The following is a 21997-nucleotide window of genomic DNA, read 5'->3' as shown; positions in this document are numbered from 1 at the left end:
GCCCAGGCGTATCGGGCTCGGGAAGCGGGTCCGGGACCGGCAGGAGCCCCACGCGCGCGTGCCCGGGCGCCTGGGGCTCGGGGCGCGGGACCGGGTCCGGGACCGGGACCGGGACCGGGACCGGGACCGGGACCGGGACCGGGACCGGGACCGGGAGGAGCCTCACGCGCGCGTGCCCGGGCGCCGACGCCGGACGCGGAGTGGGTACGGCCTCCACGCGCGCGTGTCCGGCCACGGGGCCGGAGAGGCCCCCGGACCCGTCCCGCCGCGGCGCCTCGGACCCGGCGCTCTGGTCGGCCGCCGCCTGCCGGAACGCTTGGCCGGGCGCAGGTCCGGAGCGGCCGGGGGGCCCGGTCGGCGGACGTGGCGCCGAGCGGGTGACCGCGCCCGCCGGTACGACGGCCGGTACGACGGCCGATCGGTCGGTGGACCGGTCGGGCACTGTGCGCGCCGCGACGGCGTGTTCGGCGTCGGGGGCTGACGGGCCCGGTGCGCTCGGGCCGCCCGGGGCGGTGTTGGTGGTCGTCATGTCCGGGCCCCCTGTGGCGGGACGAGGATCGAGGCGGGCGACGCGTCGTGAGCCTGGAGGAAAGCGGCCACCGAGCGGTCCCAGCCGAAGAGTTCGGCACGCGCGCGTGCCGCCGCGCGGCGCTCGTTCTCCGGCCGGTCGAGCAGGGTGCGGAGGCTCGCCGCGAAGGCGGCGGGGTCGTCGGGGGCGCAGGCGCCCGCGTCGCCGAGAATCTCCGGCAGGGCCGAGGAGGCACTGGCGACCACCGGCGTGCCGCAGGCGAGCGCCTCCAGCGCGGACAGGCCGAACGTTTCAGCGGGTCCCGGGGCCAGGCACAGGTCGGCGGCGGCCTGGAGGTCGGCCAGCGCCTCCCGGTTCGCGACGTGCCCCAGGAAGCGCACCGGCAGCCTTTCGTCCCTGGCCCGGCGCTCCAGCGCGCCGCGCAGCGGCCCGTCGCCCGCCACGACGAGCCCCGCCCTGACCCCGGACGCCCTCAAATGGGCGAGCGTGTCCAGTGCCGTTCCGGGCCGCTTCTCCACGGAGAGCCGGGAGCACATCACCAGCAGCACCCGCTGGCCGTCCGCGTACGTGGCCCGCAGGACGCTGCTCCGCCGCCCGGGCCGGCAGCGGTCCAGCTCCACGCCGAGCGGCGCCCGTACGACATTGCGGGCCCCGATCCGTACGAACTCCCGCTCCGCCCACTCCGTCGTGCACACGATCCGCGCGTACGCCCACGCCGTACGCCGGTTGAGCCGGTCGGCCGCGCGGGCGGCTGCGGCCCGCGGTACGCCCCAGGTCCGCAGCACCCCGTCGGCGGTCTCGTGGGAGACCATCACCGACGGCACGCGGGCGCGCCTGGCCCACTCCCCCGTCCAGCGCAGGGTCGTGCGGTCGGAGACCTCCAAGCGGTCCGGGGAGAGTTCGTCGAGGAGTCGGCGTACGCGCCGCCGGTCGGCGAGGACCCGGTAGCCGCCGGTCCCGGGCAGCACGGGACCGGGCAGGGTGATGACCCGCCCCTGGTCGGTGACCTGGTCGCTCGCCACGTCCCCGGGGACGATCAGGATGGGCTCGTGACCGGCGGCGAGGTAGCCGCGGCCGAGCTGTTCGAGGGCGGTGCGCAGACCGCCCGAGGTCGGGGTGACGAAGTTGGCGAGCCGGACGATCCGCAGGGGTCGGCGCCCGCCCGGGACGTACGGGCCCGCAACGCGCGCGTCGGGGACCTTCGTACGGAGGTCGTGAGCGGTGATGTCGTGAACGGCAAGCTCGTGAACGGCAAGGTCGTGAGCGGTGAGGTCGTGAGCGGTGAGGCCCGCGAGGCCGCCGAGCCCGTTCGCCCCGGAAACGCTGGAGTTGAGGACGCTCATGCCGCGACCGCCGTCCGCTCGCGCAGCACCTGCAGGTAGTGACCGATCAGCTCGTCGCCCACGGCCTCCCAGGTCCGGCCCTCCACCGCCGCCCGGCCGGCGCGCCCGTACGCGGCCCGCAAGCCCGGTGCGGCGGCGAGGGAGGCGACGGCCTCCCGTAGCGCGGTCGCGTCGTCCGGCGGGACGAGCAGTCCGGTCCGCCGGTGGTCGACGAGATCCAGCGGGCCGCCGGCGGCCGGGGCGACCACGGGGACACCGCTCGCCATCGCCTCCTGCACGGTCTGGCAGAAGGTCTCGTACGGACCGGTGTGCGCGAACACGTCCAGCGAGGCGAAGATCCTCGCCAGGTCGCTGCCGGTACGGCGGCCGAGGAACTCGGCGCCGGGGAGGGCGGCCCGCAGCCCGGGACCGCTCGGACCGTCGCCGACGACCACGACGCGGACGCCGGGCAGTCCGCACACTCCGGAGAGGAGTTCGACGCGCTTCTCGGGGGCGAGGCGGCCGACGTAGCCGACGAGGAGCTCGCCGCCCGGGGCGAGCGCGCGGCGCAGCGCCTCGTCGCGCAGGCCGGGGCGGAAGCGGGCGGTGTCCACACCGCGGCGCCAGAGGCGTACGCGGCCGATGCCGTGGGTCTCCAGGTCGCGCGCGGCGGCAGTGGACGGCGCGAGGGTGCGGTCGGCGGCGCCGTGGACGGCCCGGAGCCGGCGCCAGGCGGCGCCCTCGCCCGTGCCCATGTAGGTGCGGGCGTAGCCGGCGAGGTCGGTCTGGTAGACGGCGACGGCGGGCAGTCCGAGCCGGTGTGCGGCCGTCATCCCGCGGACGCCCAGGACGAAGGGGCTGGCCAGGTGCACGAGGTCGGCTCGGTGTGCGGCGATGGCGGCGGCCGTACGGCGGCTGGGCAGGGCGACGCGCACCTGGGGGTAGCCGGGCAGGGGCAGGGACGGTACGCGCACGACGGGGCAGGGCGCGTCCGAGTCCGGCGGGGCGGCGGGCCCGGCCACGGAGCCGGTCGTGGGTTCGGTCGCGGACGCGGGTACGGCCGGGGCGATGACGAGCGGGTCATGGCCGCGGCGGACGAGGTGGCGCGCGGTCTGCAGGGCGCAGTGCGCCACACCATTGACATCGGGCGGGAAGGATTCGGTGACGATGACGACACGCATACCCGTGTTGTCGTCGCGCCCGGCGTGTTCCCGCCGACGTGGATCTGGACGGCCGGGGAACGTCCCATGAGCGTTTGCCCCGCCAGGCCCGGCCCGGGTCTCGAGCCGGGCCTGGCGGGGCCAGAGCCCGACCACCGCCGCCGCGCCCCACCCTCGGGCAGACGCCCTCCGGCAGGACGCCCTCCGGCAGGAGTCCCCGCGACGGAGCGCCCTCCGCCGGGGCGGGGCGGGCGAGCGGCTCCGCTCAGCCCCGGAGGCCCGGCCCTGTCAGGTCGCCGACCGCCCGCTCAGACCTAGCGGCCCGGCCCTGTCAGGTCGCCGACCGCCCGCTCAGACCTGGAGGTCCGGCCCTATCCGGTTGCGGACCGCCGTCTGGACCTCGGCCTCCTCGGCCGGGTCGGCCGCCAGGCGGCGCAATCGCTCCGCGACCCGTACGTCACCGGTCTCGGCGTGCAGCGCCGCGACCTCGCGCGTGGTCTCCTCGCAGTCCCAGAGGCATTCGACGGCGAAACCCGTCGCGAAAGTCGGGTCGGTGGCCGCGAGGGCGCGGGCCGTGCGGCCGCGCAGGTGGGAGGAGGCCGTCTCTCGGTAGACGTGGCGCAGTACGGGGGCCGCGCAGGCGATGCCGAGGCGGCCGGCGCCGTCGACGAGCGGGTAGAGGGCGGTCGCGTCGGGGCCATCGGCCCTGACCGTCTCGCGCAGGGCGCCGAGGACGAGCATGGCGTCCTGGGCACCGCCCCGGCAGGCGAGGACGCCCGCGGCGGCCGCGCCGAGCGCGTCGGGCCGGTGCACCCAGCCGCGGGCCCGGTCGACGGCGGCCTCGCCGCACATGCGCTCGAACGCGGCGACGGCGGCCTCGGCGACGGTACGGGAGCCGCTGCCGGCGGCGGCCTCGATGAGGTCGAGCACGGCGGGGTCGCGTGACTCGGCGAGGTAGTGCAGGGCGGCGCAGCGCGCCCCGTCGGGTCCGCTGCGGGCGGCCTCGACGATGACGGGCCGGTCCTCGGGCCCGGCGACGGCGGTCAGGCAGCGGGCGGCGGGCCCGTGCAGCACGGCGCCGCGCTCCAGACCCTCCTGGGCCCAGTCGAAGACCGCCTGGACGCTCCAGCCGGGCCGGGGCCCGCTCGGTCGCATCTGGCGCTGCCAGCGATCGAAGGAGCCCTGTTCCTGGGCGGCCCGGACGCGGGCGCCGACGGCGTCCCGCCGGTCCTCGGCCCACAGCCGCCACGGCCGGGGCTCGAAGGCGTCCCGTACGGTGCTCGCCAGCTCGGCGTCGCCCTCCGGGCCGGCCGGGAACCGGGCGAGGACCGGGACGGCGAGCGCGCGCAGTCCGGCGTCGTCGTCGCGCAGGGCGAGTTCGTCGAGCGCCCACGCCCAGTTGGCGCCGGTCGCGGCGTACCGCCGGAGCAGCACCAGGGCGTCCTGGCGGCCGTAGGAGGCGAGGTGCCCCAGGACGGCGAGCGCGAGCCCGGTCCTGTTCTCGTCGGTGTCGAAGTGGTCTTCGGCCCCGAAGAGGTGGGCCTCGATCTCGCCGAGCCCGCCGTGCAGGTCGAGGTACAGGCGTGCGTAGTAGAGGGAGCGGTTCTCGACCTGCCAGTCCTGGCGCGGGTCGCTGAGAACGCAGTGGTCGAGGGCCGCGAGGGCCTCGGCGCGTGGCGCGGCGAGGGCGTGCAGGGTGCCGTCGCCGCGGCCCCTCTGCAGCAGGCCGAGCAGGGTGCCGCTCGGCGCTATGACTGGTTCGAACATGGAAGATGCCTCACATCAAGCTGTCGACACGACCGGGGAGTACCGGGGGGTGGTGATCGCCTAGGCCGCGCAGCAACATGGAGGGCCGCCCGTCGTCCTTCGCTTGGTGTTGACCATCTTCCTCTGCCTCTCGTCGGTGGCCCCTTGCGGGCCCGACGTCATGATGACCCAGCCATTTCGCCACCGCGACCACATTTACGACACCGCTCTCACCTGGGGTTCAGTGCCCGTTCACCTGGATCTTCAGCGGTTGCCGAACAGCTCCAGGAGATCTGCCTTCCCAAACATCCGAGCAGTATCCACGGCAGACGGAGTCCCCGCTTCCGGATTTGCGCCGCCGGCGAGCAGCGCGCGGACGACGGCGTCCTCGCCCTTGAAGACCGCGCCGGCGAGCGGGGTCTGGCCGCGGTCGTTGGCGCGGTCCGCGTCGGCGCCCCGGGCCAGCAGGGCGGTGACGGCCTCCGCGTGCCCGTGGTAGGCGGCGAGCATGACGAGGGAGTCGCCCCGGTCGTTGGTGAGATCGGCCGGTACGCCGGCGTCGACGTAGGCGGCCAGAGTCTCGGCGTCCCCTGTGCGCGCGAGGTCGAAGACCTTGCCTGCCAGCTCGATGACCTCGGGGTCCGGAGTCTCGCTCATCGGACGTGTCCGCCTTTCCGTTCCGTCGTGCATGTGATCCGTGCCGCGCGCGTGAGGTGCGCCTCGCGCTCGCGGCCTGGACGTCGTCCCTGTGACCTGCGCACGGCACACGAGGGCCGTACGAGTGAATCGACAGGGTACTGCTCGTCCCGCGACATGACGGGGCACGTCCACGGCAAAGATCACCTAGCGCGCTCCGTGCATTTCGCCACCCGGGCCAGGCCCCCGCATCCGCCAGTCAAGTGAAAACGACCATCTTTCACTCTTATGCACCTTTAATCACATAGATACTTCCTGTGAACCTGGAAGGACTCATGGTGACTGTCCCCTCAACCAGGAGAACACCTCATGATCCTGTCCATCTCAGGCGTGGTCCTGCTCGGCATCATCTGCTTCCTGTTCTTCAAGAAGGACGGGATGAAGGCGTCCCACGCCCTCGTCAGCGCGCTGTTCGGCTTCTACCTCGCCGGTACGGCCATCGCCCCGAGCATCACCGCGGGCGGCCAGAGTCTCGCCAGCCTGCTGGGCGGGATCAAGTTCTGACGCTCTTCGGCCCCTTCCACAACTTCAGGAGTACGACGTGGCCCGGCGACCACTCCCCCGCATTCTGAGCAGCGGCAGCGACCGGATCGCTCGCAGTCGAGAGATCGCGCGCACGGCCGCCGACAGTGCCACCGATGTCCTCCATCCGCTGATCACCATCACGCGTGGTCTGCGGAAGCTGGCCGCGACCGCGCGCGCCAGGTGGGCCGCGACCCCCAAGGAGCGGCGCGGTCCCACGCTGCTCCTGGTCGCGGCCTGCGTCCTCGTCGTCGCCCTCGTCCCGTACGGGCCCCTGCTGGCCATGGTCTCGGTGATGGGCGCGGCAGCGTGGAAGGGGCGGGAGCGCCCGGTCGTCAGGACCGGACCCGGCGACGCCGAGATCGAGCGGCTCAAGGGCCTCTACGAGGCGCTGGTGCCGTACTTCTCCGTCCCCGAGGACCCCGCCCCGCTCTTCGCCCACGGCGGCGACTGGAGCGGCGCGTTCGGGGACCACGCCTTCGACGACAGCGGGCGGCTGACCCGCCTGCGCATCAAGTACCCCGCCTACTTCACCGACGGGGAGGCGGCCTCCCGCGCCCGGATCGAGCAGCTGCTGCACGCCAAGTCCGGGCGCGGCCGCGAGTACCTCTTCGACTGGGACGAGGAGGGCAATCAGCTCGTGATGACCGTGCTGTCCGCCCTGCCGACGACGATCGCCGCCCAGCGTTTCGTCACCGTGCCGGGCGAGACGGTCCTCGGCTTCACCGACGCCGACGCCGTCCAGCGGACGGTGCCGGTCCAGGCCGCCGACGGTCCGCGGGACGCGCCCCCGGTCGTCTGGCGTACCGGTCCGCGTTCCACGGAGCCGCATCTGCTCGCCGTCGGCCAGCCCGGCAGCGGCACGACCTCCCTCCTGCGCTCCATCGCCCTGCAGGCCCTGCCGCACGGCGACGTGCTGATCGTGGAGGGCAGCGGCACGGGTGAGTACGCCTGCCTGACCGGCCGCGCCGGTGTCCTGGCCGTCGAGTGCGGCCTCTCGGGCGCGCTGGCGAGCCTGGAGTGGGCGGCGCACGAGACCGAGCGGCGGCTGATCGCCGCGAACCGGGCCCGTCAGGCGGGCCGCCCCGCGCCCGAGGACACCCGGCGTCCGCTGTGGATCCTGCTCGACCGGCCGAGCGTCCTCGGCCACCTGGCGGCGGCGGACGGCCGTCCCGACCCTCAGGAGCTCTTGCAGGTGCCGCTGCGGCACGGCAGGGCCGCGCACGTCACCGTGGTGGTGGCGGAGCAGTTCGACAGCGTGGACGCGCTGAGCGAGACGGTTCGGACGCACACCCACGCCCGGGTCGTGCTCGGCCCGGCCTCGGCCCGGCAGATCTCCTCGGTGCTCGGTGCCGAGCCGCACACCACACCGGTCCCGGTCGTGCCGCCGGGCCGCGGCTACGCCCGGCTCGGTACCGGCCAGGTGCTGCGCCTGCAGGTGCCGGCGACGCCCGATCCGTACGACGACGCGACGAGCGAGGCGCACCGTCAGGCCGTACTGGCGCTCCTGCCGGAGCGGCAGACCGCCACGGCGGCGTCGGTCGAGGCGGCCCCCGGCTCGGCCCCGGACCCCGGCCCTCCCCCGGCCGCCTCCCTGACGGCCCCCGGCCCCGCCGTGGTGACGGAACCCCGCCCCGGCCCCGACGCCGCCGTGGCCGGCCCGGCCGCCCCGATGACGGAACCCGTGCCCGCCCCCGCCCTCATGACGGAACCCGTGCCCGCCCCGGCGCTCGCGCCGGACCCCGTGCCCGCCCCCGCCCTCATGACGGACCCCGTCCCGGCCCCCGCCGTGGCGACGGAACCCCGCACCGCGCCCGAGGCCGGACACGGTCCGCCGCCGCGCCACACCCCGGTGCCCGCGGAGGGCTGAGACCGAGACCTCCGGAGGACGTGGAAGGGCGGGTACGGACCTGGATCCGTACCCGCCCTCCCGCGTCGCGCCGCTGGGGGGTGTCTTGTCGATCACGCCGCGAGCCCGGCAAGATCGACAGGACATCCCCTACGCCACGAACGCCCGCGAGGGCTCCACGCCCGCCCCCGCGCCCGACTCCACCAGGCGGGCCGCCGCCGCCAGTCGTGCGGCGGCCTCCTCGGCGACCGGACCGCCCACGGTGAACGGCAGCCGGACGTACCCCTCGAAGGCGCCGTCCACACCGAAGCGCGGCCCGGACGGGACCCGTACGCCCACCCGCTCGCCGACCTCGGCGATCCGCGAGCCGGACAGGCCGCCCGTGCGGACCCAGAGCGTCAGCCCCCCGCGCGGGACCTCGAACTCCCACTCCGGAAGCTCGGCCCGCACCGCCGCGACCAGCGCGTCGCGGTTCTCCCGCGCCTGGGTGCGGCGGATGGTGACGGCCTGCTCCCACCCTCCGGTGTGCATCAGCCAGTTGACGCCGAGCTGCTCCAGGACCGGGGTGCCCAGGTCCGCGTAGGCACGCGCCGCCACCAACGAGCGGATGACATCGGGCGCGGCCCGCACCCAGCCGATGCGCATGCCCGCCCAGAACGCCTTGCTCGCCGAGCCGACCGTGAGGACCGTCGCGCCCGCCGGGTCGAAGGCGCAGACGGGCCGCGGCATCTCCAGGCCGTTCTCCAGGTACAGCTCGGACATCGTCTCGTCGACGACGAGGACCGTGCCGGCCGAACGGGCCGCGTCCACGAGCTGCCTCCGCTGGTCCTCGTCGGCGAGGGCGCCCGTCGGGTTGTGGAAGTCGGCGACGACGTACGCGAGGCGCGGCGCGGCGTCGCGCAGCACCTGCCGCCAGCGGCCCAGGTCCCAGCCGGTCAGCCCCTCGGCCATCGCGACGGGCACGAGCCGGGCGCCCGCCGAGCGCATGAGCTGGAGGATGTTGGCGTACGACGGCGACTCGACGGCGATCCGCTCGCCGCGGCCTGCGAAGAGATGACAGATGGCGTCGATGGCGCCCATCGCGCCGGTGGTGACCATGATCTGCTCGGGCATGGTCGGGATGCCCCGCTCGGTGTACCGGTCCGCGAGCGTCTGCCGCAGCGCGGGCAGGCCGGCCGGGTAGTCCCCGTGCGTGTGGGCGTACGGCGGCAGCTCCTCCAGGGCGCCCTGGACGCTCCGGGTCAGCCACGGCTCGGGCGCGGGCAGCGCCGCGCAGCCGAGGTCGATCATCGAGCCGAGCGACTCCGGCGGCAGGGGTTCGAGCCCGCGCGCGGGCAGCGGGTTCCCGGCCGGTACGGCGGTCCAGCTGCCGGCCCCGCGCCGGGACTCGAGGAAGCCCTCGGCGCGCAGCGCCTCGTACGCGGCCGCCACCGTCGTACGGCTGACGGTGAGCGCCACCGCGAGCTCCCGCTCGGCGGGCAGCCGGGCCGCGACGGGCACGCGGCCCTCGAGGACGAGGAGACGGATGCCGTCGGCCAGAGCGCGGTACGCGGGCGGCTTGCGCGTCCCGGGTCCGGCAGGACGCGGCTGCTGCGCCTTGAGCTGCCGGGCCAGCTGGGCCGGCCCGACGGCCGAGGTCCACTGAGCCATGTAAGTCAGTCCACCTTCATCGAATTGGCCATGGTTGGCATGCGTTCCCCCGCCACAGAGTGTCATGAGTCAGTCCACCACCACCACACACAGGGGGCATCACCTTGTCCATCGCCTCCGGCCTTCGCGGCCGGCTCACCGGTCGTCACCTGACCCGTCGGCTCGCGCAGCTGTATGTCGGACTGGCGCTGTACGGGATCAGTTCGGCGCTGCTGGTACGCGGCGGGCTCGGGCTGGAACCCTGGGGCGTCCTCCACCAGGGTCTCGCCGAGCGGACGGGGCTGACCATCGGAGTCGTCTCGATCGTCGTGGGGGCGGTGGTGCTGCTCCTGTGGATCCCGATCCGGCAGAAGCCGGGGCTGGGCACGGTCTCGAACGTCTTCGTCATCGGGGTGGCGATGGACGGCACCCTGGCGCTGGTTCCGGACGTCCACGGCCTCCCCGCGCGGCTCGCCCTGCTGGCCGTCGGCATCGTGCTCAACGGCATGGCCACCGGTCTCTACATCGCCGCCCGCTTCGGTCCCGGCCCGCGCGACGGTCTGATGACCGGGCTGCACCGGCTCACGGGCCGCTCGATCCGCCTGGTCCGCACGTCCATCGAGGTCGCGGTGGTCGCCACCGGCTTCCTGCTCGGCGGTTCGGTCGGCGTCGGCACGGTCCTGTACGCGCTGAGCATCGGCCCGCTCGCGCAGTTCTTCCTGCGCCGGTTCGCCATCCCCGGGGAGGACGTACGCGGCACCGTGGTCACCCCGGGGACACCGGAGCAGGCCATACTGCGGCGGTGACTCGCGTACGCCATCCCTACCTCGACCACCCGTCCCCGCTTCCGTTCGCCCATCGCGGCGGCACGGCGGACGGCCTGGAGAACACCGCGGCCGCCTTCCGGCGGGCCGCCGCGGCCGGTTACCGCTACTTCGAGACGGATGTGCACACCACGGCGGACGGCGCGCTGGTCGCCTTCCACGACGCCACGCTGGACCGGGTCACGGACGCCACCGGCCGCATCCGCGACCTCCCGTGGCACGCCGTCCGCGAGGCGCGCGTGGCGGGCAAGGAGCCGCTGCCGCTCTTCGAGGAGCTCCTGGAGGAGTTTCCCCGGGCACGCTGGAACGTCGATCTGAAGGCCGAGTCGTCGCTCGCCCCGCTGGTCGACCTGGTCCGCAGGACCGGGGCGTGGGACCGGGTCTGCGTGGGGTCCTTCACCGAGGGCCGGGTGGCCCGGGCGCAGCGCCTCGCGGGAGCGCGCCTCGCGACCTCGTACGGCGTGAGGGGCGTCCTCGGTCTGCGGCTGCGCTCGTGGGGCATCCCGGCGGCGCTGCGCTCGGGCGCGGTGGCCGCGCAGGTCCCGGAGAGCCAGGGCGGCATCCCGGTGGTCGACCGCCGTTTCGTCCGCGAGGCCCACGCCCGCGGTCTGCAGGTGCACGTATGGACGGTCAACGATCCTGAGCGGATGAACGCTCTCCTCGACCTGGGGGTGGATGGCATCATGACCGATCATCTGGAGGCGCTGCGCGCAGTGCTGACCGCCCGGGGCGCGTGGGTCTGACGCGCGTCCCGCCACGGGGACGAACGAGGGGGCCGGGGCCGTGACTGCCGACACCACCGAGCCGGAGGGCCACACCGCCGATCCGGCCGACCGCAGGCGCGAGCAACGCGGCTGGTACTTCTACGACTTCGCCTGCTCGGTGTACTCGACGAGCGTGCTGACGGTGTTCCTGGGCCCGTACCTGACCTCGGTCGCCGAGGCGGCCGCCGTCGACGGGTTCGTCCATCCGCTGGGCATACCGGTGCGGGCCGGCTCGCTGTTCGCGTACGCCGTCTCGGCCTCGATCGTGGTGGCGGTCCTCGTGATGCCCCTGGTGGGCGCCGCGGCGGACCGTACGGGCCGCAAGAAGCCGTTGCTCGCGGTCTCGGCGTACACCGGCGCGGCGGCCACGGCCGGGATGTTCTTCCTCGACGGCGACCGGTATCTGCTCGGCGCGTTCCTGCTGATCGTGGCGAACGCCTCGCTGGCGGTCTCGATGGCGCTCTACAACGCCTATCTGCCGCAGATCGCCGAGCCGGACGAGCGGGACGCGGTCTCCTCGCGCGGTTGGGCCTTCGGCTACACCTCGGGGGCGCTGGTCCTGGTCCTCAACCTGGTCCTGTACTCCGGGCACGACGCGTTCGGGCTCTCGGAGGGGGAGGCGGTACGGATCTGTCTGGCCTCGGCCGGACTGTGGTGGGGCGCCTTCACCCTCGTACCGCTGCGCAGGCTGCGGGACCGCCGCGTCGTGCCGCACGGCACGGACGGCGGGGCGGGTGCGGTGGGCGGCGGCTGGCGGCAGCTGATCGCCACGCTGAAGGACATGCGCCGCCATCCGCTGACGCTCTCCTTCCTGCTGGCCTATCTCGTCTACAACGACGGGGTACAGACGGTGATCTCGCAGGCGTCGATCTACGGCAAGCAGGAGCTGGGCCTGGAGCAGACGACGCTGATCGTCGCCGTGCTCCTGGTCCAGGTGCTCGCGGTGGTGGGGGCGCTCGGCATGGGCCGGATGGCGCGTTCCTACGGCGCCAAGCGCACGATCCTCGGGTCGCTGGCCGTCTGGACGCTGATCCTGATCGCCGGGTACTTCCTGCCCGCCGGCGCGCCGGTGGCCTTCTTCTGTCTCGCGGCGGCGATCGGTCTCGTCCTCGGCGGAAGCCAGGCGCTGTCCCGTTCGCTCTTCTCCCATCTGGTGCCGCGCGGCAAGGAGGCGGAGTACTTCTCGGCGTACGAGATGAGCGACCGGGGCCTGAGCTGGCTTGGGCCACTCGTGTTCGGTCTCGCGTATCAGCTGACCGGGAGCTACCGGGATGCCATCATCTCTCTCGTGATCTTCTTCGCGGCCGGTTTCGTGCTGCTCCTGCGGGTACCGGTGCGGCGTGCCGTGGCCGCCGCGGGCAACCCGGTTCCGGAGCGGATTTAGACGCGGCAGTGAAAGGCCGGTAGTGTACGCCTTTGGCCTGCCAGGCGGACCGTTACTGCGTGCTGCTTTAGTGAAGACGCTGGGTGACATCTACTGTCAGATGTGACAAACCGGGCACTGGTGGGTAGAACAAGGGGCGGCACGACGGGCGACGCATGACCCGGAACGGGAATCTTTACCGCCGACCGGACGTTGACCGGATGACGACGACAGCGACACCTGTCCTGTGGGCGACAAGCCCGGGAGGCACGATTCATGAGTGAGCGAGCTCTTCGCGGCACGCGCCTCGTGGTGACCAGCTACGAGACCGACCGCGGCATCGATCTGGCCCCGCGCCAGGCCGTGGAGTACGCATGCGAGAAGGGCCATCGTTTTGAGATGCCCTTCTCGGTGGAAGCGGAAATTCCGCCGGAGTGGGAGTGCAAGGTCTGCGGCAGCCAGGCACTCCTGGTGGACGGGGACGGCCCCGAGGAGAAGAAGGGCAAGCCGGCGCGTACGCACTGGGACATGCTCATGGAGCGGCGCACCCGCGAGGAGCTGGAGGAGGTCCTGGCCGAAAGGCTGGCGGTCCTTCGTTCCGGCGCCATGAACATCGCCGTACATCCACGAGACAGCCGCAAGTCCGCCTAGGCGGACGGCACGGCCGAAGCGACGCCGCGGGGCCCGGTGCACCTTGTGTGTACCGGGCCCCGCGGCGTCGTCATGTCCGGAGCGTCACGGCGTCAGAGGCGGACGCGGCTCCCGCGACCCCTGGGGCGCGTCCTCGCGGATGACCTCGCCCTGGACGACCTTGCCGTCCGGCCGGCGCATCCGGGCCTGCTGGAAGGCGTCCTGGAGGCTGCCGGGAGGGGCGGCGTTCATCCGGCGTTCGGCGGCCCGGTCGGCGTACCGGCCGAGGAAGGAGCGCACGGGAGGGACGAGCAGCAGCAGACCGGCCACGTCGGAGATCAGGCCGGGGATCATCAGCAGCAGCCCGCCGAGCATCAGGAAGCCGTTGCGGTCGCCGCTCGCGGCGGCCCGCTCGGCCGCCGTCGGCGCGACGCCGCCCTGTGCCGCCGCCTGGGCCTGCTGGAAGGTGTCGGTGAGGTTCTTGAAGGCACGGCGCCCGGCCCGCTTGATCACCACGGTGCCGAGGACGGCGCCGCCGACCAGGAGACCGAGGACCGTCAGCCCGCCCACCGCGCCCGCCACCACCGTGAGCAGCCAGATCTCGAGGACCAGCCAGGCGGCGAGGGCCGGCAGGAGGAACGTACGCGCGCGGGAGCGCTTGGGGGCGAGGGGAGGCGGTGAGCCGTTGGTCATGCCCCCCAGTGTGCCTGGCGCGTCGCAGGAACGCCGTAAAGGACCGATCAGGGCAGCGGGGGCGGGATCAGCGGCCGGACTTGCGGCCGAGCAGCGTGCCGACCTTCTTCGCACGGGCCGTCAGACCCCAGCCGGTGACCCGCCACAGGGCCTCGACCAGGATGTCGCGGCTCATCTTGGAGTCACCGATCTCGCGCTCCACGAAGGTGATCGGGACCTCCACCACGTGGTAACCGGCGGCGACGGCGCGGCGGGCCAGGTCGACCTGGAAGCAGTAGCCGGCGGAGGCCACGTCCTGGAGGCCCAGGCCCTCCAGGGTCTCCTTGCGGAAGGCCCGGTAGCCGCCGGTGACGTCGCGGATCGGCACGTCGAGCAGGACGCGGGAGTAGAGGCTGCCGCCGCGGGAGATGAACTCGCGGGACTTGGGCCAGTTCACGATCCGGCCGCCGGGCACCCAGCGGGAGCCGAGCACCAGATCGGCGCCCTTGAGGGCGGTCAGCAGCCGGGGCAGCTCCTCGGGCTGGTGGGAGCCGTCGGCGTCCATCTCGACGAGAACGCCGTAGCCGTTCTCGATGCCCCAGCGGAAGCCGGCGAGGTAGGCGGCGCCGAGCCCTTCCTTGCCCTTGCGGTGCAGGACGTGGACGTGGTCGTCCTCCGCGGCGAGCTCATCGGCGAACTTTCCCGTGCCGTCGGGGCTGTTGTCGTCGGCGACGAGGATGTGCGCCTCCGGTACGGCCGCCCGTACGCGCGAGACGATCGGCTTGATGTTCTCCGCCTCGTTGTAGGTCGGAATGATCACCAAGGCTCTGCCGAGCGGGCCGTAACGCCTCTGGCCACCGTCGTTCACTGCTGCCCCTTCGGATACATACGCGAACCCCCACCATAGCGAGCCCCGCTCGCGGCCAGGGCGCGGCGGGGCTGGTTGGGGGCGGGTGCCGGTGCGGACCGGCGTCGCGCATGGTGTGCGGATCGGGGCCCGGCGCCCTTCGGGCCGACCTGGAACCCGCTGGCTGCGGGTCGACCGAGAGCCGTTGTCTACTGAACGTCCGGGCCCCACCCGGGTCGCACCCTCCGCCGGAGAAACCTTCCCTCGCCCCCGAGGCGCGGGCGCTGAACCTGGTTCCCGGTGATGGTGAGCCGGTGCGGCACACCATTCCTTGACCCAGCGGCGTTCGACGACTGCATGGAGGTAGAAACCGGTCGGATGTCCTGTGGTGGACGCGCCGAACCTACCGGCCGGTGGCCGCTCGCTGTCAACACCCGTTTGACCTGCGGCGATGACCGATCCTTCCAGGTCAGCGGGGAAGATCCGCAGGTCGTGGCAGAGCCGGTCGAGCATCCATCGGCCGTACGAAATGTCCCTACGTCACTCGTTCGGTCGCATGAAGACCGTTTGTCCGAACACCACCGTGCGCAGACAGACGGGGAGCTCGCCGCCGCGGGTCAGATCGGGCAGACCGGGCGTTCCGGAGCGCGGGTCGGTCGACCAGCGGGCCACCCGGTCGTCGGGCGCCTGGACCACGAGTTCCTCGGCGCGCCAGACCGCGTAGTCGGCGGGGGCTCCGGGGACCAGCGTGCCGGCGTCGTCACGGCCGACGGCCCGCCAGCCGCCGCGGGTGTGGGCGGTGAAGGCGGCGCGGACGGAGATGCGGTGCTCAGGGGTGCGGTGGAAGGCGGCCGCGCGGACGGTGCCCCACGGGTCCAGCGGGGTCACCGGGCTGTCCGAGCCGAAGGCCAGCGGCACTCCGGAGCGGAGCAGGGCGGCGTACGGGTTGAGGGTGCGGGCCCGCTCGACGCCGAGGCGCTCGGCGTACATGCCCTCCTCGCCGCCCCAGGCCGCGTCGAACGCGGGCTGGACGGAGGCGGTGAGGCCGAGTTCGGCGAAGGCGGCGATCGTCTCGGGGGTGAGCATCTCGGCGTGCTCGACGCGGTGGCGGGCGGCACGGATCCGGGCGAGGCCGAGTTTCTCGGAGGCGGCCCGCAGACCCTCGACGACGGCGGTGACGGCGGCGTCGCCGATGGCGTGGAAACCGGCCTGGAGACCGGCCTCGGTACTGGCGACGACATGGGCGGCGACCGCGTCGGCGTCGAGGTGGGCGATGCCGGTGTGCGCGCCGTCGGCGTGGTCGGCGTACGCGTCGTGGAGGCAGGCGGTGTGCGAACCGAGCGAGCCGTCGACGAAGAGGTCGCCGGCCGCGCCGACGGCGCCGAGGGCGCGGGCCCGCTCGACGTCGAGGTCGGCCCAGTAGCCGACGACCCGTGGCCCGGCCTCCTCGCGGGCGAGGCCGAGCAGCCCGGTGAAGTCGTCCTCGGAGGAGATCTCGGGGCCGCCGCACTCGTGCAGCGTGCCGATGCCGAGCGAGGCGGCGTGGGCGCGGGCCGCGCACTGGGCCTCGGTGCGCTGCGCGGGCGAGAGGGCGGCGTAGGCGGCGCGGCGGACGGCGTGGTGGGCGTCCCCGGTCAGCGGCTCGCCGTCGCGGAAGCCGGTGAGCTCGCGGATGCCGGGGACCAGGTCGAGCAGGGCGGTGGTGGCGACGGCGGAGTGGACGTCGATCCGGGTGAGGTAGAGCGGGCGGCCGCCGGTGAGCCGGTCCAGCTCGTCGCGGCGCGGGGGCCGGCGCTCGGGCCAGCGGGAGGCGTCCCAGCCGTGCCCGATCAGGATCCGGTCCTGGGGGCGGGCGGCGGCGTAGGAGCGGATCTTCTCGGCCGCCTCGGCGAGCGAGGCGGCCGAGGACAGGTCGAGGCCGGTCAGCGCGAGACCGGTCGCCGTGGTGTGCACGTGCGCGTCGACGAACGCGGGGGTGACGAGGGCGCCTTCGAGGTCGATCACCTCGTCCACGCCGGAGGCGAAGGCGTCGGCCGCGCCCTCGGAGCCCACCCAGGCGACATGGCCCCGCTCCACCACCATGGCGGTGGCGAAGGGGTCGGCGGGGCTGTGGACGTCTCCACCGCGCAGCAGCACGGTGCGGTGCTCGTTCTCCGAGAGGGTCTCGCTCATACGACCAGGCTAGAGGCGCGCCCCGGCCCGGCCGAACACCGGGCCCGCGGCGGGAGTCCGCCGCGCCGAGGGGCACGACAGTCGGTCGCGCCGAGGGGCACGACCCCCTAGGCCGTGTCCGGAAAGTCCCGCCTGGCCCGCGGGCAGACCGCGCTACTTTCCGGACACGGCCTAGATGCGCGGCGGCCTGGCTTCGTAGGGGGTCGACAGAACAACCGTCGTGCGGCTGGAGACGCCGGCCTGGGAGCGGATGCGGCTGAGCAGGTGCTCCAGCTCCAACGGAGTCGCGACGCGCACCTTCAGGATGTAGTTCTCCTCGCCGGCGACACTGTGGCAGGCCTCGATCTCCGGGATGTCGGCGAGCCGGTCCGGGGTGTCGTCGGGGGCGCTGGGGTCGAAGGGTTTGACCGAGATGAAGGCGGTCAGCGGCAGTCCGACGGCCTCCGGGTCGACGACGGCGGCGTAGCCGCGGATGACCCCGCGCTGCTCGAGGCGGCGGACGCGCTGATGTACGGCCGAGGTGGACAGGCCGGTGGCCTTGCCCAGGTCGGTGTAGCTCATGCGCCCGTCCCTGACGAGCAACTCGACGATCTGACGATCCAGCTCCTCCATGCGGTCAACCTATTGCCCCGGGGCACCATCGGCACAGCCGGGGGGAGCGTCAGCAAAGGCATCAATGGGCATCCTCGGGGCACCTGCGACCGGCATGTGACGAACGCCACAGGTTTACGGACAGCTCCGTGCGCAGCTCACGGTTATGCGGTGGCGTGCATGGGAATTGGTTGCTGTGGTCGAGGCCATCCGTACTTGGTCGACCCACCCGAGGGGGAGATTCTCCATGCAGGAGCCTGTTGATTCGGTCGAGACGCCCGACGAGCTCGACGCCTACGACACCTTTGAGATGTACCGGGTGATCTGCCCGGACTGCGTCCAGCCGATCGCGCTGCTCGCGGACGAGGACGTGCTGCCCGAGCACGCGCTGTGCCCGACTCCGTGGAACCCGTTCGTGCTGACGGTCTGCCCGGGTACGGGCCGGGCGGCGTCCGACGCGCGGCCCGCGGACGAGACGCTGGAGGTCCAGGAGCAGGACACCGCCCTGCTCCTGACGCTGCCTCAGGGGCTCGACTGGCGGACGCAGCCCTTCTCGCACGTCGGCGGCCCGGGCTCGCGTCCGATCAAGGTGCCGCAGATGCGGCGCGCGGCGTAGCGACGACTACCAGTAGGTGCCCCGCACCATCGCCGCGAGCGTGGCGTGGTGCAGGATCAGGTCGTCCGGGTTCCGGGGCAGCGGGACCTCTCCGAAGTGCGCCTGGCGGTACGCGACCCTGAGCATCACGATCGCGTGCCGCAGCGCCGCGTAGAGGGTGTGGAACTCCATGTCGCGCGGCGTGTGCCCGGTCAGTCCGGCGTAGCGCCGCTCGACGGCGTCCCTGCGCAGGAAGCCGGGCAGACCCGGCTGGCCGAAGCCGACGGTCAGGTCCTGGAAGAAGCGGTGCAGGTAGACGGTCCACCCGAGGTCGACCTCGCGCGGGGCGTACCCGGCCATCTCCCAGTCGAGCACGGCCGCCGGCCGGAACCCGTCGTAGACGATGTTCCCGATGCGCGCGTCGCCCCAGTTCAGGACGGCCGGGCCTTCGTCGGCGGGCCAGAGCGCCTCCAGCCGGTCGAAGGCGGACGCGATGAGCGGGGAGGGCGCGAGGCCCTCCACCACCCATGCGTAGTAGGCCCGTTGGGCGTCGACGTGCCGGCGCAGCGGGCTTCCCGTGCCCTCCGGGAGCAGGAACTCCGCTTCCTTCGCGGGGAACTGGTCGTGCAGTCGGGCGAGCACGGAGACGGTCTCGGCCTCCAGCCGGGCGCGCTCGGCATCGGTGGCCGCGTGCAGCCAGTTGCCCTCGTACGTGTAGGGCATGACGTCCGGCGGGACACGGCCCTCGACCCTGGCCATCACGAAGAACGGGGCGCCGAGCGGCCCCGGGTCGCGCTCCAGCCACAGCACGCGCGGCACGGGGACGTCGGTGTGTTCCCCGACCAGGCTCATCACCCGGTGCTGCCGCTCCATGTCGTACACGGGGAAGATCGTGTACGCGGCGGGGTCGGCGGCCAGCCGCAGGGCGCAGCCGCGCACGGGGGCGTCGGGGTGGTCGAGGTCGAAGAGCAGGGTCTCGCTGGACATGCCGTTGGAGCCGGGCACGGCGAGTCCGGTCACCCGGGCGCCGGGCAGGCGGTGATCGAGCCAGTGGGTGAGGCGACGGCCGAGCTCTTCGGGGTCGCGGGTGGAGGTGCGGGGGCGGGGTGCCGTGGCCATGTGACCACCCCTTTCCTATTGGGCGACGGAGGAGTGGTCGACGAAGCCGCTCGGGTCGTGGCGGCCGAAGGAGCCGTGCTCGAAGATCCCGTGGCCCGTGCACCCTTCGAGGGTGAAGCGGGCGGCGTGGTCGGTGACGCCGAACGCGGCCATGGGGTGGGCGGCGGGGTCGGAGAGGTCGTAGATCCTGCGTTCGGTCCAGTCGCGCCCCTGCCAGGTGCCGTGCTGCCAGTCGGTCGCGGGCGGATAGCCGGCGCCGACGGCGAGCGGGGAGGAGGCGAGGATCTCGACCTGGACCTCCAGGGGCTTGCCCGTCGGGTCGGTGAGGTGGACGACGGCCCGCTCGGGGTGGCGGGTGCCCGGTCGGTACGTGATGTCGGTACGGGGCCAGCCGAGTTGCATGTCGCGCTGCCCGTTCCGTACGGCCACGGCCTCGTTGAGGGTGCGGTAGCCGTCGGCGTCCTCCTGCGTGACGACCATGAGGAATCGGTCCTCGAAGCGCATGGGGATCCAGAGCCAATGGAAGCCCTCGGGCCGGAACTCGTCGGCCCGGCCCGGCTCTTCGCCCGGGAGCGGCCGGACGCCCCAACTCCGGTCGCGGGTGCCGGTCCACTCCCCCGGGGTGACGGCGAACTCCTCGCCGCCCGCACGGATGGTGCCGGCGCAGCGGCCGGCCTGGACGAAGCGACGGCCTTCGAGGGTGAGCCGGTCACCGCGCCGCTGGGTGTGGTGGGGTTCCCAGACGGCGGGGAAGTCCCCGGTCCAGGTGACGTCGAAGGAGACCCCTCCCGGGTCGGCCGGGTCGGGGTCGCAGTGCAGGGTGAGCGTCCGCAGGGGTTCGTCGACGGTGATGCGCAGCGGGCCGACGGCGAGGTTCGTCCGGTCCTCGCCGAGGGCGTCGGAGGCGCGGACGGCGTGCAGCCGGTCGCCGGTGCGAAGGGTGGCGTAGGCGTCGATGACGCCGGTGTTGGGGTACACGCCGAGGCCGGCGATGAGCAGGGCGCGGCCCCGGTGGTCGAAGACGTGGAAGATGCAGCGGTCGTAGACGTTGCGGTCGCCGCTGATGTGGTGCTTCATCGAGAGCGGCGCCTGGTGCACCGGGTATTCGTCGAGCGCGACGGGCCGGTCGTCGACGTGCCGATCCACAGACATGGCTGACCTCCTGGTCGGCGAGCAGGGGCCTGACGGTACGTCAGGAACGTCGCCCGGGACCAGAGTCGTGCGGCCCTCGATCGGACCCGGTGGTCCGCCCCGGCCCGCCCGGCGCCCACCCCCGACCCACGGCCCGGCCACCGGGTAGGCGCCGAACTGCCGCTCGATTCCGCCCGACGGTGACCCCCGCCCGGCCGGCGCGTTGGGACAGGCATGACCACGCTGTACACCACCCCTGTCGGCAGCGGGCGGCGTCGCCTCGTCGAGCCGCGCCTCGAAGAATCGGTTCCGCGGCATGCGGCGCACCTCGCCGACCCGCCCATCTACAAGGCGCTGCTCACCCAGTGGGCCAGCCACGGCCGGACGCTGCCGGGCCACAGCGACCAGGAGTGGACCCGGCTGACCGCCGCCCCCGTGTGGGCCGACCGGACCGTACGGATGAGCGGGGTCAGCGGCACGCTCCTCAGCGGGTCTCTGGTCCGACAAGGTGTCGTGCGATGACCATCCGCTGGATCTGATTGGTCCCCTCGACGATCTGCAGAACCTTGGCCTCGCGCATGTACCGCTCGGCCGGGAAGTCCGCCGTGTATCCGTAGCCGCCGAGCACCTGCACCGCGTCGGTGGTGATCCGCATGGCCGCGTCCGTGCAGAAGAGCTTCGCCATCGCAGCCTGGCGCCCGAAGGGGCGGCCCTCGTCCCGCAGCCGCGCCGCCTCCAGGTACAGCGCGCGCCCCGCCTCGATCTGCGTCGCCATGTCCGCGAGCAGGAAGCGGAGCCCCTGGAAGTCGGCGATCGGACGGCCGAACTGACGCCGCTCGCGCGCGTACGACACGGCCTCGCCCAGGGCCGCCTGCGCGACCCCCACCGCGCACGCCGCGATCCCGAGCCGCCCGGAGTCCAGTGCGGAGAGCGCGATCGCGAAGCCCTGCCCCTCCTCGCCGATGCGGCGGGAGTCGGGGATCCGCACCCCGTCGAGGTGGAGCTGGGCGGTGGGCGAGCCCTTCAGCCCCATCTTCCGCTCGGGTGCCGCGGCGCTCAGCCCCGCCGCGTCGCCGGGCACCAGGAACGCGGTGATCCCCTTCGGACCCTCGCCACCGGTGCGCGCCATGACCGTGTAGAAATCGGCGATCCCGCCGTGGGTGATCCACGCCTTGGTGCCGGTGAGCACCCAGTCGCCCCCGTCCCGGACGGCCTTCGTGCGCAGCGAGGCCGCGTCGGAGCCGGAGGCCGGCTCCGAGAGGCAGTACGCGCCGAGCAGACCGCCGCCCAGCATCGCCGGCAACCGCGCGGCCCGCTGCTCCTCGGTGCCGAACGTGGCGAGGGCGTGGCAGGACAGGGAGTGGACGCTGACGCCGAGACCGACGGTGAGGCGGGCGGCGGCGAGCTCTTCGAGCACCTGGAGATGGACGGCGTAGGGCTGGTCGCCCCCGCCGTACGCGGAGTCGTAAGGGAGTCCGAGCAGCCCGGAGGAGGAGAGGAGCGAGAAGAGCTTCCGGGGGAAGCGGCCGGCGTCCTCCTCCTCGGCGGCGCGCGGCGCGATCTCCCGCTCGGCGATCTCACGGACCAGGGCGAACAGGTCGCCGGCCTCCTCGGTGGGCAGCCGGCGTTCCACGGTCTGCGGGGCGCGGTCGGGCATGGCGGCGCACTCCTCCCTCTCGGGCGCTGCGGCGGTGTGCGCGGGTGGCGCGGGCCGCCGGTGGTCACTGCTGCGCCGATGCTGCCCCCGGCGGATCGCCCCGGGGGCCGAGCGACGGCCGTGGCGGGAGGAGTATGCCCGTTCGGCGGCCCCACCTCACCCTGCGCGGATGCCCGCGC

General features: G+C 73.6%; 20 protein-coding genes. 8 read left to right on the top strand and 12 right to left on the bottom strand.

The window, feature by feature from the left end:
• Nucleotides 1-525 precede the first annotated feature (525 nt).
• The 4 genes from ACZ4VW_RS27895 to ACZ4VW_RS27880 form a co-directional block, all read right to left on the bottom strand.
• Entirely contained in the window at nucleotides 526-1872 is a 1347-nt protein-coding gene (locus tag ACZ4VW_RS27895; protein WP_467967055.1) for a glycosyltransferase, read from the bottom strand.
• Entirely contained in the window at nucleotides 1869-3032 is a 1164-nt protein-coding gene (locus tag ACZ4VW_RS27890) for a glycosyltransferase family 4 protein (protein WP_467967053.1), read from the bottom strand. The genes ACZ4VW_RS27895 and ACZ4VW_RS27890 overlap by 4 nt, the downstream gene beginning before the upstream one ends.
• 330 nt (nucleotides 3033-3362) lie before the next feature.
• Entirely contained in the window at nucleotides 3363-4778 is a 1416-nt protein-coding gene (locus tag ACZ4VW_RS27885; RefSeq protein WP_467967051.1) for a HEAT repeat domain-containing protein, read from the bottom strand.
• Nucleotides 4779-5021: 243 nt separating this feature from the next.
• Nucleotides 5022-5414 (bottom strand): ankyrin repeat domain-containing protein, encoded by a 393-nt coding sequence (locus tag ACZ4VW_RS27880; RefSeq protein WP_467967049.1) that lies wholly within the window; start codon nucleotides 5412-5414, stop codon nucleotides 5022-5024.
• A 348-nt stretch (nucleotides 5415-5762) separates the two neighbouring features.
• Between ACZ4VW_RS27880 and ACZ4VW_RS27875 the strand changes: the two genes are divergently transcribed.
• Nucleotides 5763-5957: a hypothetical protein gene (locus ACZ4VW_RS27875; RefSeq protein ID WP_046907412.1), complete on the top strand. Its 195-nt coding sequence runs from the start codon at nucleotides 5763-5765 to the stop codon at nucleotides 5955-5957.
• 37 nt (nucleotides 5958-5994) lie between these two features.
• Nucleotides 5995-7845, top strand: coding sequence for a hypothetical protein (locus ACZ4VW_RS27870; protein ID WP_467967047.1), 1851 nt, complete (start codon nucleotides 5995-5997; stop codon nucleotides 7843-7845).
• Between the two features lie 129 nt (nucleotides 7846-7974).
• Here ACZ4VW_RS27870 and ACZ4VW_RS27865 read toward each other — a convergent pair whose 3' ends face one another.
• Entirely contained in the window at nucleotides 7975-9474 is a 1500-nt protein-coding gene (locus ACZ4VW_RS27865) for an SCO1417 family PLP biosynthesis transcription factor (protein WP_467967045.1), read from the bottom strand.
• A 104-nt stretch (nucleotides 9475-9578) separates the two neighbouring features.
• On the opposite strand from ACZ4VW_RS27865, the gene yczE reads away from it, so the two are divergent.
• From yczE to ACZ4VW_RS27845, 4 genes are all read left to right on the top strand, one after another.
• Entirely contained in the window at nucleotides 9579-10259 is a 681-nt protein-coding gene (yczE, locus tag ACZ4VW_RS27860) for a membrane protein YczE (RefSeq protein ID WP_467967043.1), read from the top strand.
• Nucleotides 10256-11020: a glycerophosphodiester phosphodiesterase family protein gene (locus ACZ4VW_RS27855; protein WP_467967041.1), complete on the top strand. Its 765-nt coding sequence runs from the start codon at nucleotides 10256-10258 to the stop codon at nucleotides 11018-11020. Before yczE ends, ACZ4VW_RS27855 begins: the two co-directional genes overlap by 4 nt.
• A gap of 40 nt (nucleotides 11021-11060) precedes the next feature.
• Nucleotides 11061-12425: an MFS transporter gene (locus ACZ4VW_RS27850; RefSeq protein ID WP_467967039.1), complete on the top strand. Its 1365-nt coding sequence runs from the start codon at nucleotides 11061-11063 to the stop codon at nucleotides 12423-12425.
• A gap of 255 nt (nucleotides 12426-12680) precedes the next feature.
• A complete protein-coding gene (locus ACZ4VW_RS27845) occupies nucleotides 12681-13055 on the top strand; it encodes an RNA polymerase-binding protein RbpA (RefSeq protein WP_026278069.1) in 375 nt (124 codons plus the stop codon).
• Nucleotides 13056-13139: 84 nt separating this feature from the next.
• Here the strand turns inward: ACZ4VW_RS27845 and fxsA are convergent, their stop codons facing one another.
• The 4 genes from fxsA to ACZ4VW_RS27825 form a co-directional block, all read right to left on the bottom strand.
• Complete coding sequence (fxsA, locus tag ACZ4VW_RS27840) at nucleotides 13140-13727, bottom strand: FxsA family membrane protein (RefSeq protein WP_467967037.1); 588 nt, start codon at nucleotides 13725-13727, stop codon at nucleotides 13140-13142.
• Nucleotides 13728-13794: 67 nt separating this feature from the next.
• Nucleotides 13795-14574 carry a polyprenol monophosphomannose synthase gene (locus ACZ4VW_RS27835; RefSeq protein ID WP_467967035.1) on the bottom strand — a complete coding sequence of 260 codons (780 nt, stop codon included), beginning with the start codon at nucleotides 14572-14574 and terminating at the stop codon, nucleotides 13795-13797.
• 519 nt (nucleotides 14575-15093) lie between these two features.
• Nucleotides 15094-16725 carry an amidohydrolase gene (locus ACZ4VW_RS27830; protein WP_467967034.1) on the bottom strand — a complete coding sequence of 544 codons (1632 nt, stop codon included), beginning with the start codon at nucleotides 16723-16725 and terminating at the stop codon, nucleotides 15094-15096.
• Nucleotides 16726-16896: 171 nt separating this feature from the next.
• Nucleotides 16897-17337 (bottom strand): Lrp/AsnC family transcriptional regulator, encoded by a 441-nt coding sequence (locus ACZ4VW_RS27825; protein ID WP_158985307.1) that lies wholly within the window; start codon nucleotides 17335-17337, stop codon nucleotides 16897-16899.
• A gap of 226 nt (nucleotides 17338-17563) precedes the next feature.
• On the opposite strand from ACZ4VW_RS27825, the gene ACZ4VW_RS27820 reads away from it, so the two are divergent.
• Nucleotides 17564-17932 (top strand): hypothetical protein, encoded by a 369-nt coding sequence (locus ACZ4VW_RS27820; protein WP_467967031.1) that lies wholly within the window; start codon nucleotides 17564-17566, stop codon nucleotides 17930-17932.
• A gap of 6 nt (nucleotides 17933-17938) precedes the next feature.
• Here ACZ4VW_RS27820 and ACZ4VW_RS27815 read toward each other — a convergent pair whose 3' ends face one another.
• Both ACZ4VW_RS27815 and ACZ4VW_RS27810 read right to left on the bottom strand, forming a co-directional pair.
• Nucleotides 17939-19030 carry a phosphotransferase family protein gene (locus ACZ4VW_RS27815; RefSeq protein WP_467967029.1) on the bottom strand — a complete coding sequence of 364 codons (1092 nt, stop codon included), beginning with the start codon at nucleotides 19028-19030 and terminating at the stop codon, nucleotides 17939-17941.
• A gap of 15 nt (nucleotides 19031-19045) precedes the next feature.
• The gene (locus ACZ4VW_RS27810) at nucleotides 19046-20182 is read right to left on the bottom strand and encodes an Rv3169 family protein (protein ID WP_467967027.1); all 1137 of its coding nucleotides are present in this window, start codon (nucleotides 20180-20182) and stop codon (nucleotides 19046-19048) included.
• Nucleotides 20183-20395: 213 nt separating this feature from the next.
• On the opposite strand from ACZ4VW_RS27810, the gene ACZ4VW_RS27805 reads away from it, so the two are divergent.
• Nucleotides 20396-20683, top strand: coding sequence for a hypothetical protein (locus tag ACZ4VW_RS27805; protein ID WP_467967025.1), 288 nt, complete (start codon nucleotides 20396-20398; stop codon nucleotides 20681-20683).
• Here the strand turns inward: ACZ4VW_RS27805 and ACZ4VW_RS27800 are convergent.
• A complete protein-coding gene (locus ACZ4VW_RS27800; protein ID WP_467967023.1) occupies nucleotides 20646-21818 on the bottom strand; it encodes an acyl-CoA dehydrogenase family protein in 1173 nt (390 codons plus the stop codon). The two genes, ACZ4VW_RS27805 and ACZ4VW_RS27800, sit on opposite strands and share 38 nt — an antisense overlap.
• Nucleotides 21819-21997 lie beyond the last annotated feature (179 nt).

This window comes from Streptomyces sp. NPDC029139 (assembly GCF_055564335.1).
Note: the sequence above shows the minus strand (reverse complement) of the source record. Positions and strands in the feature narration are given on the sequence as shown.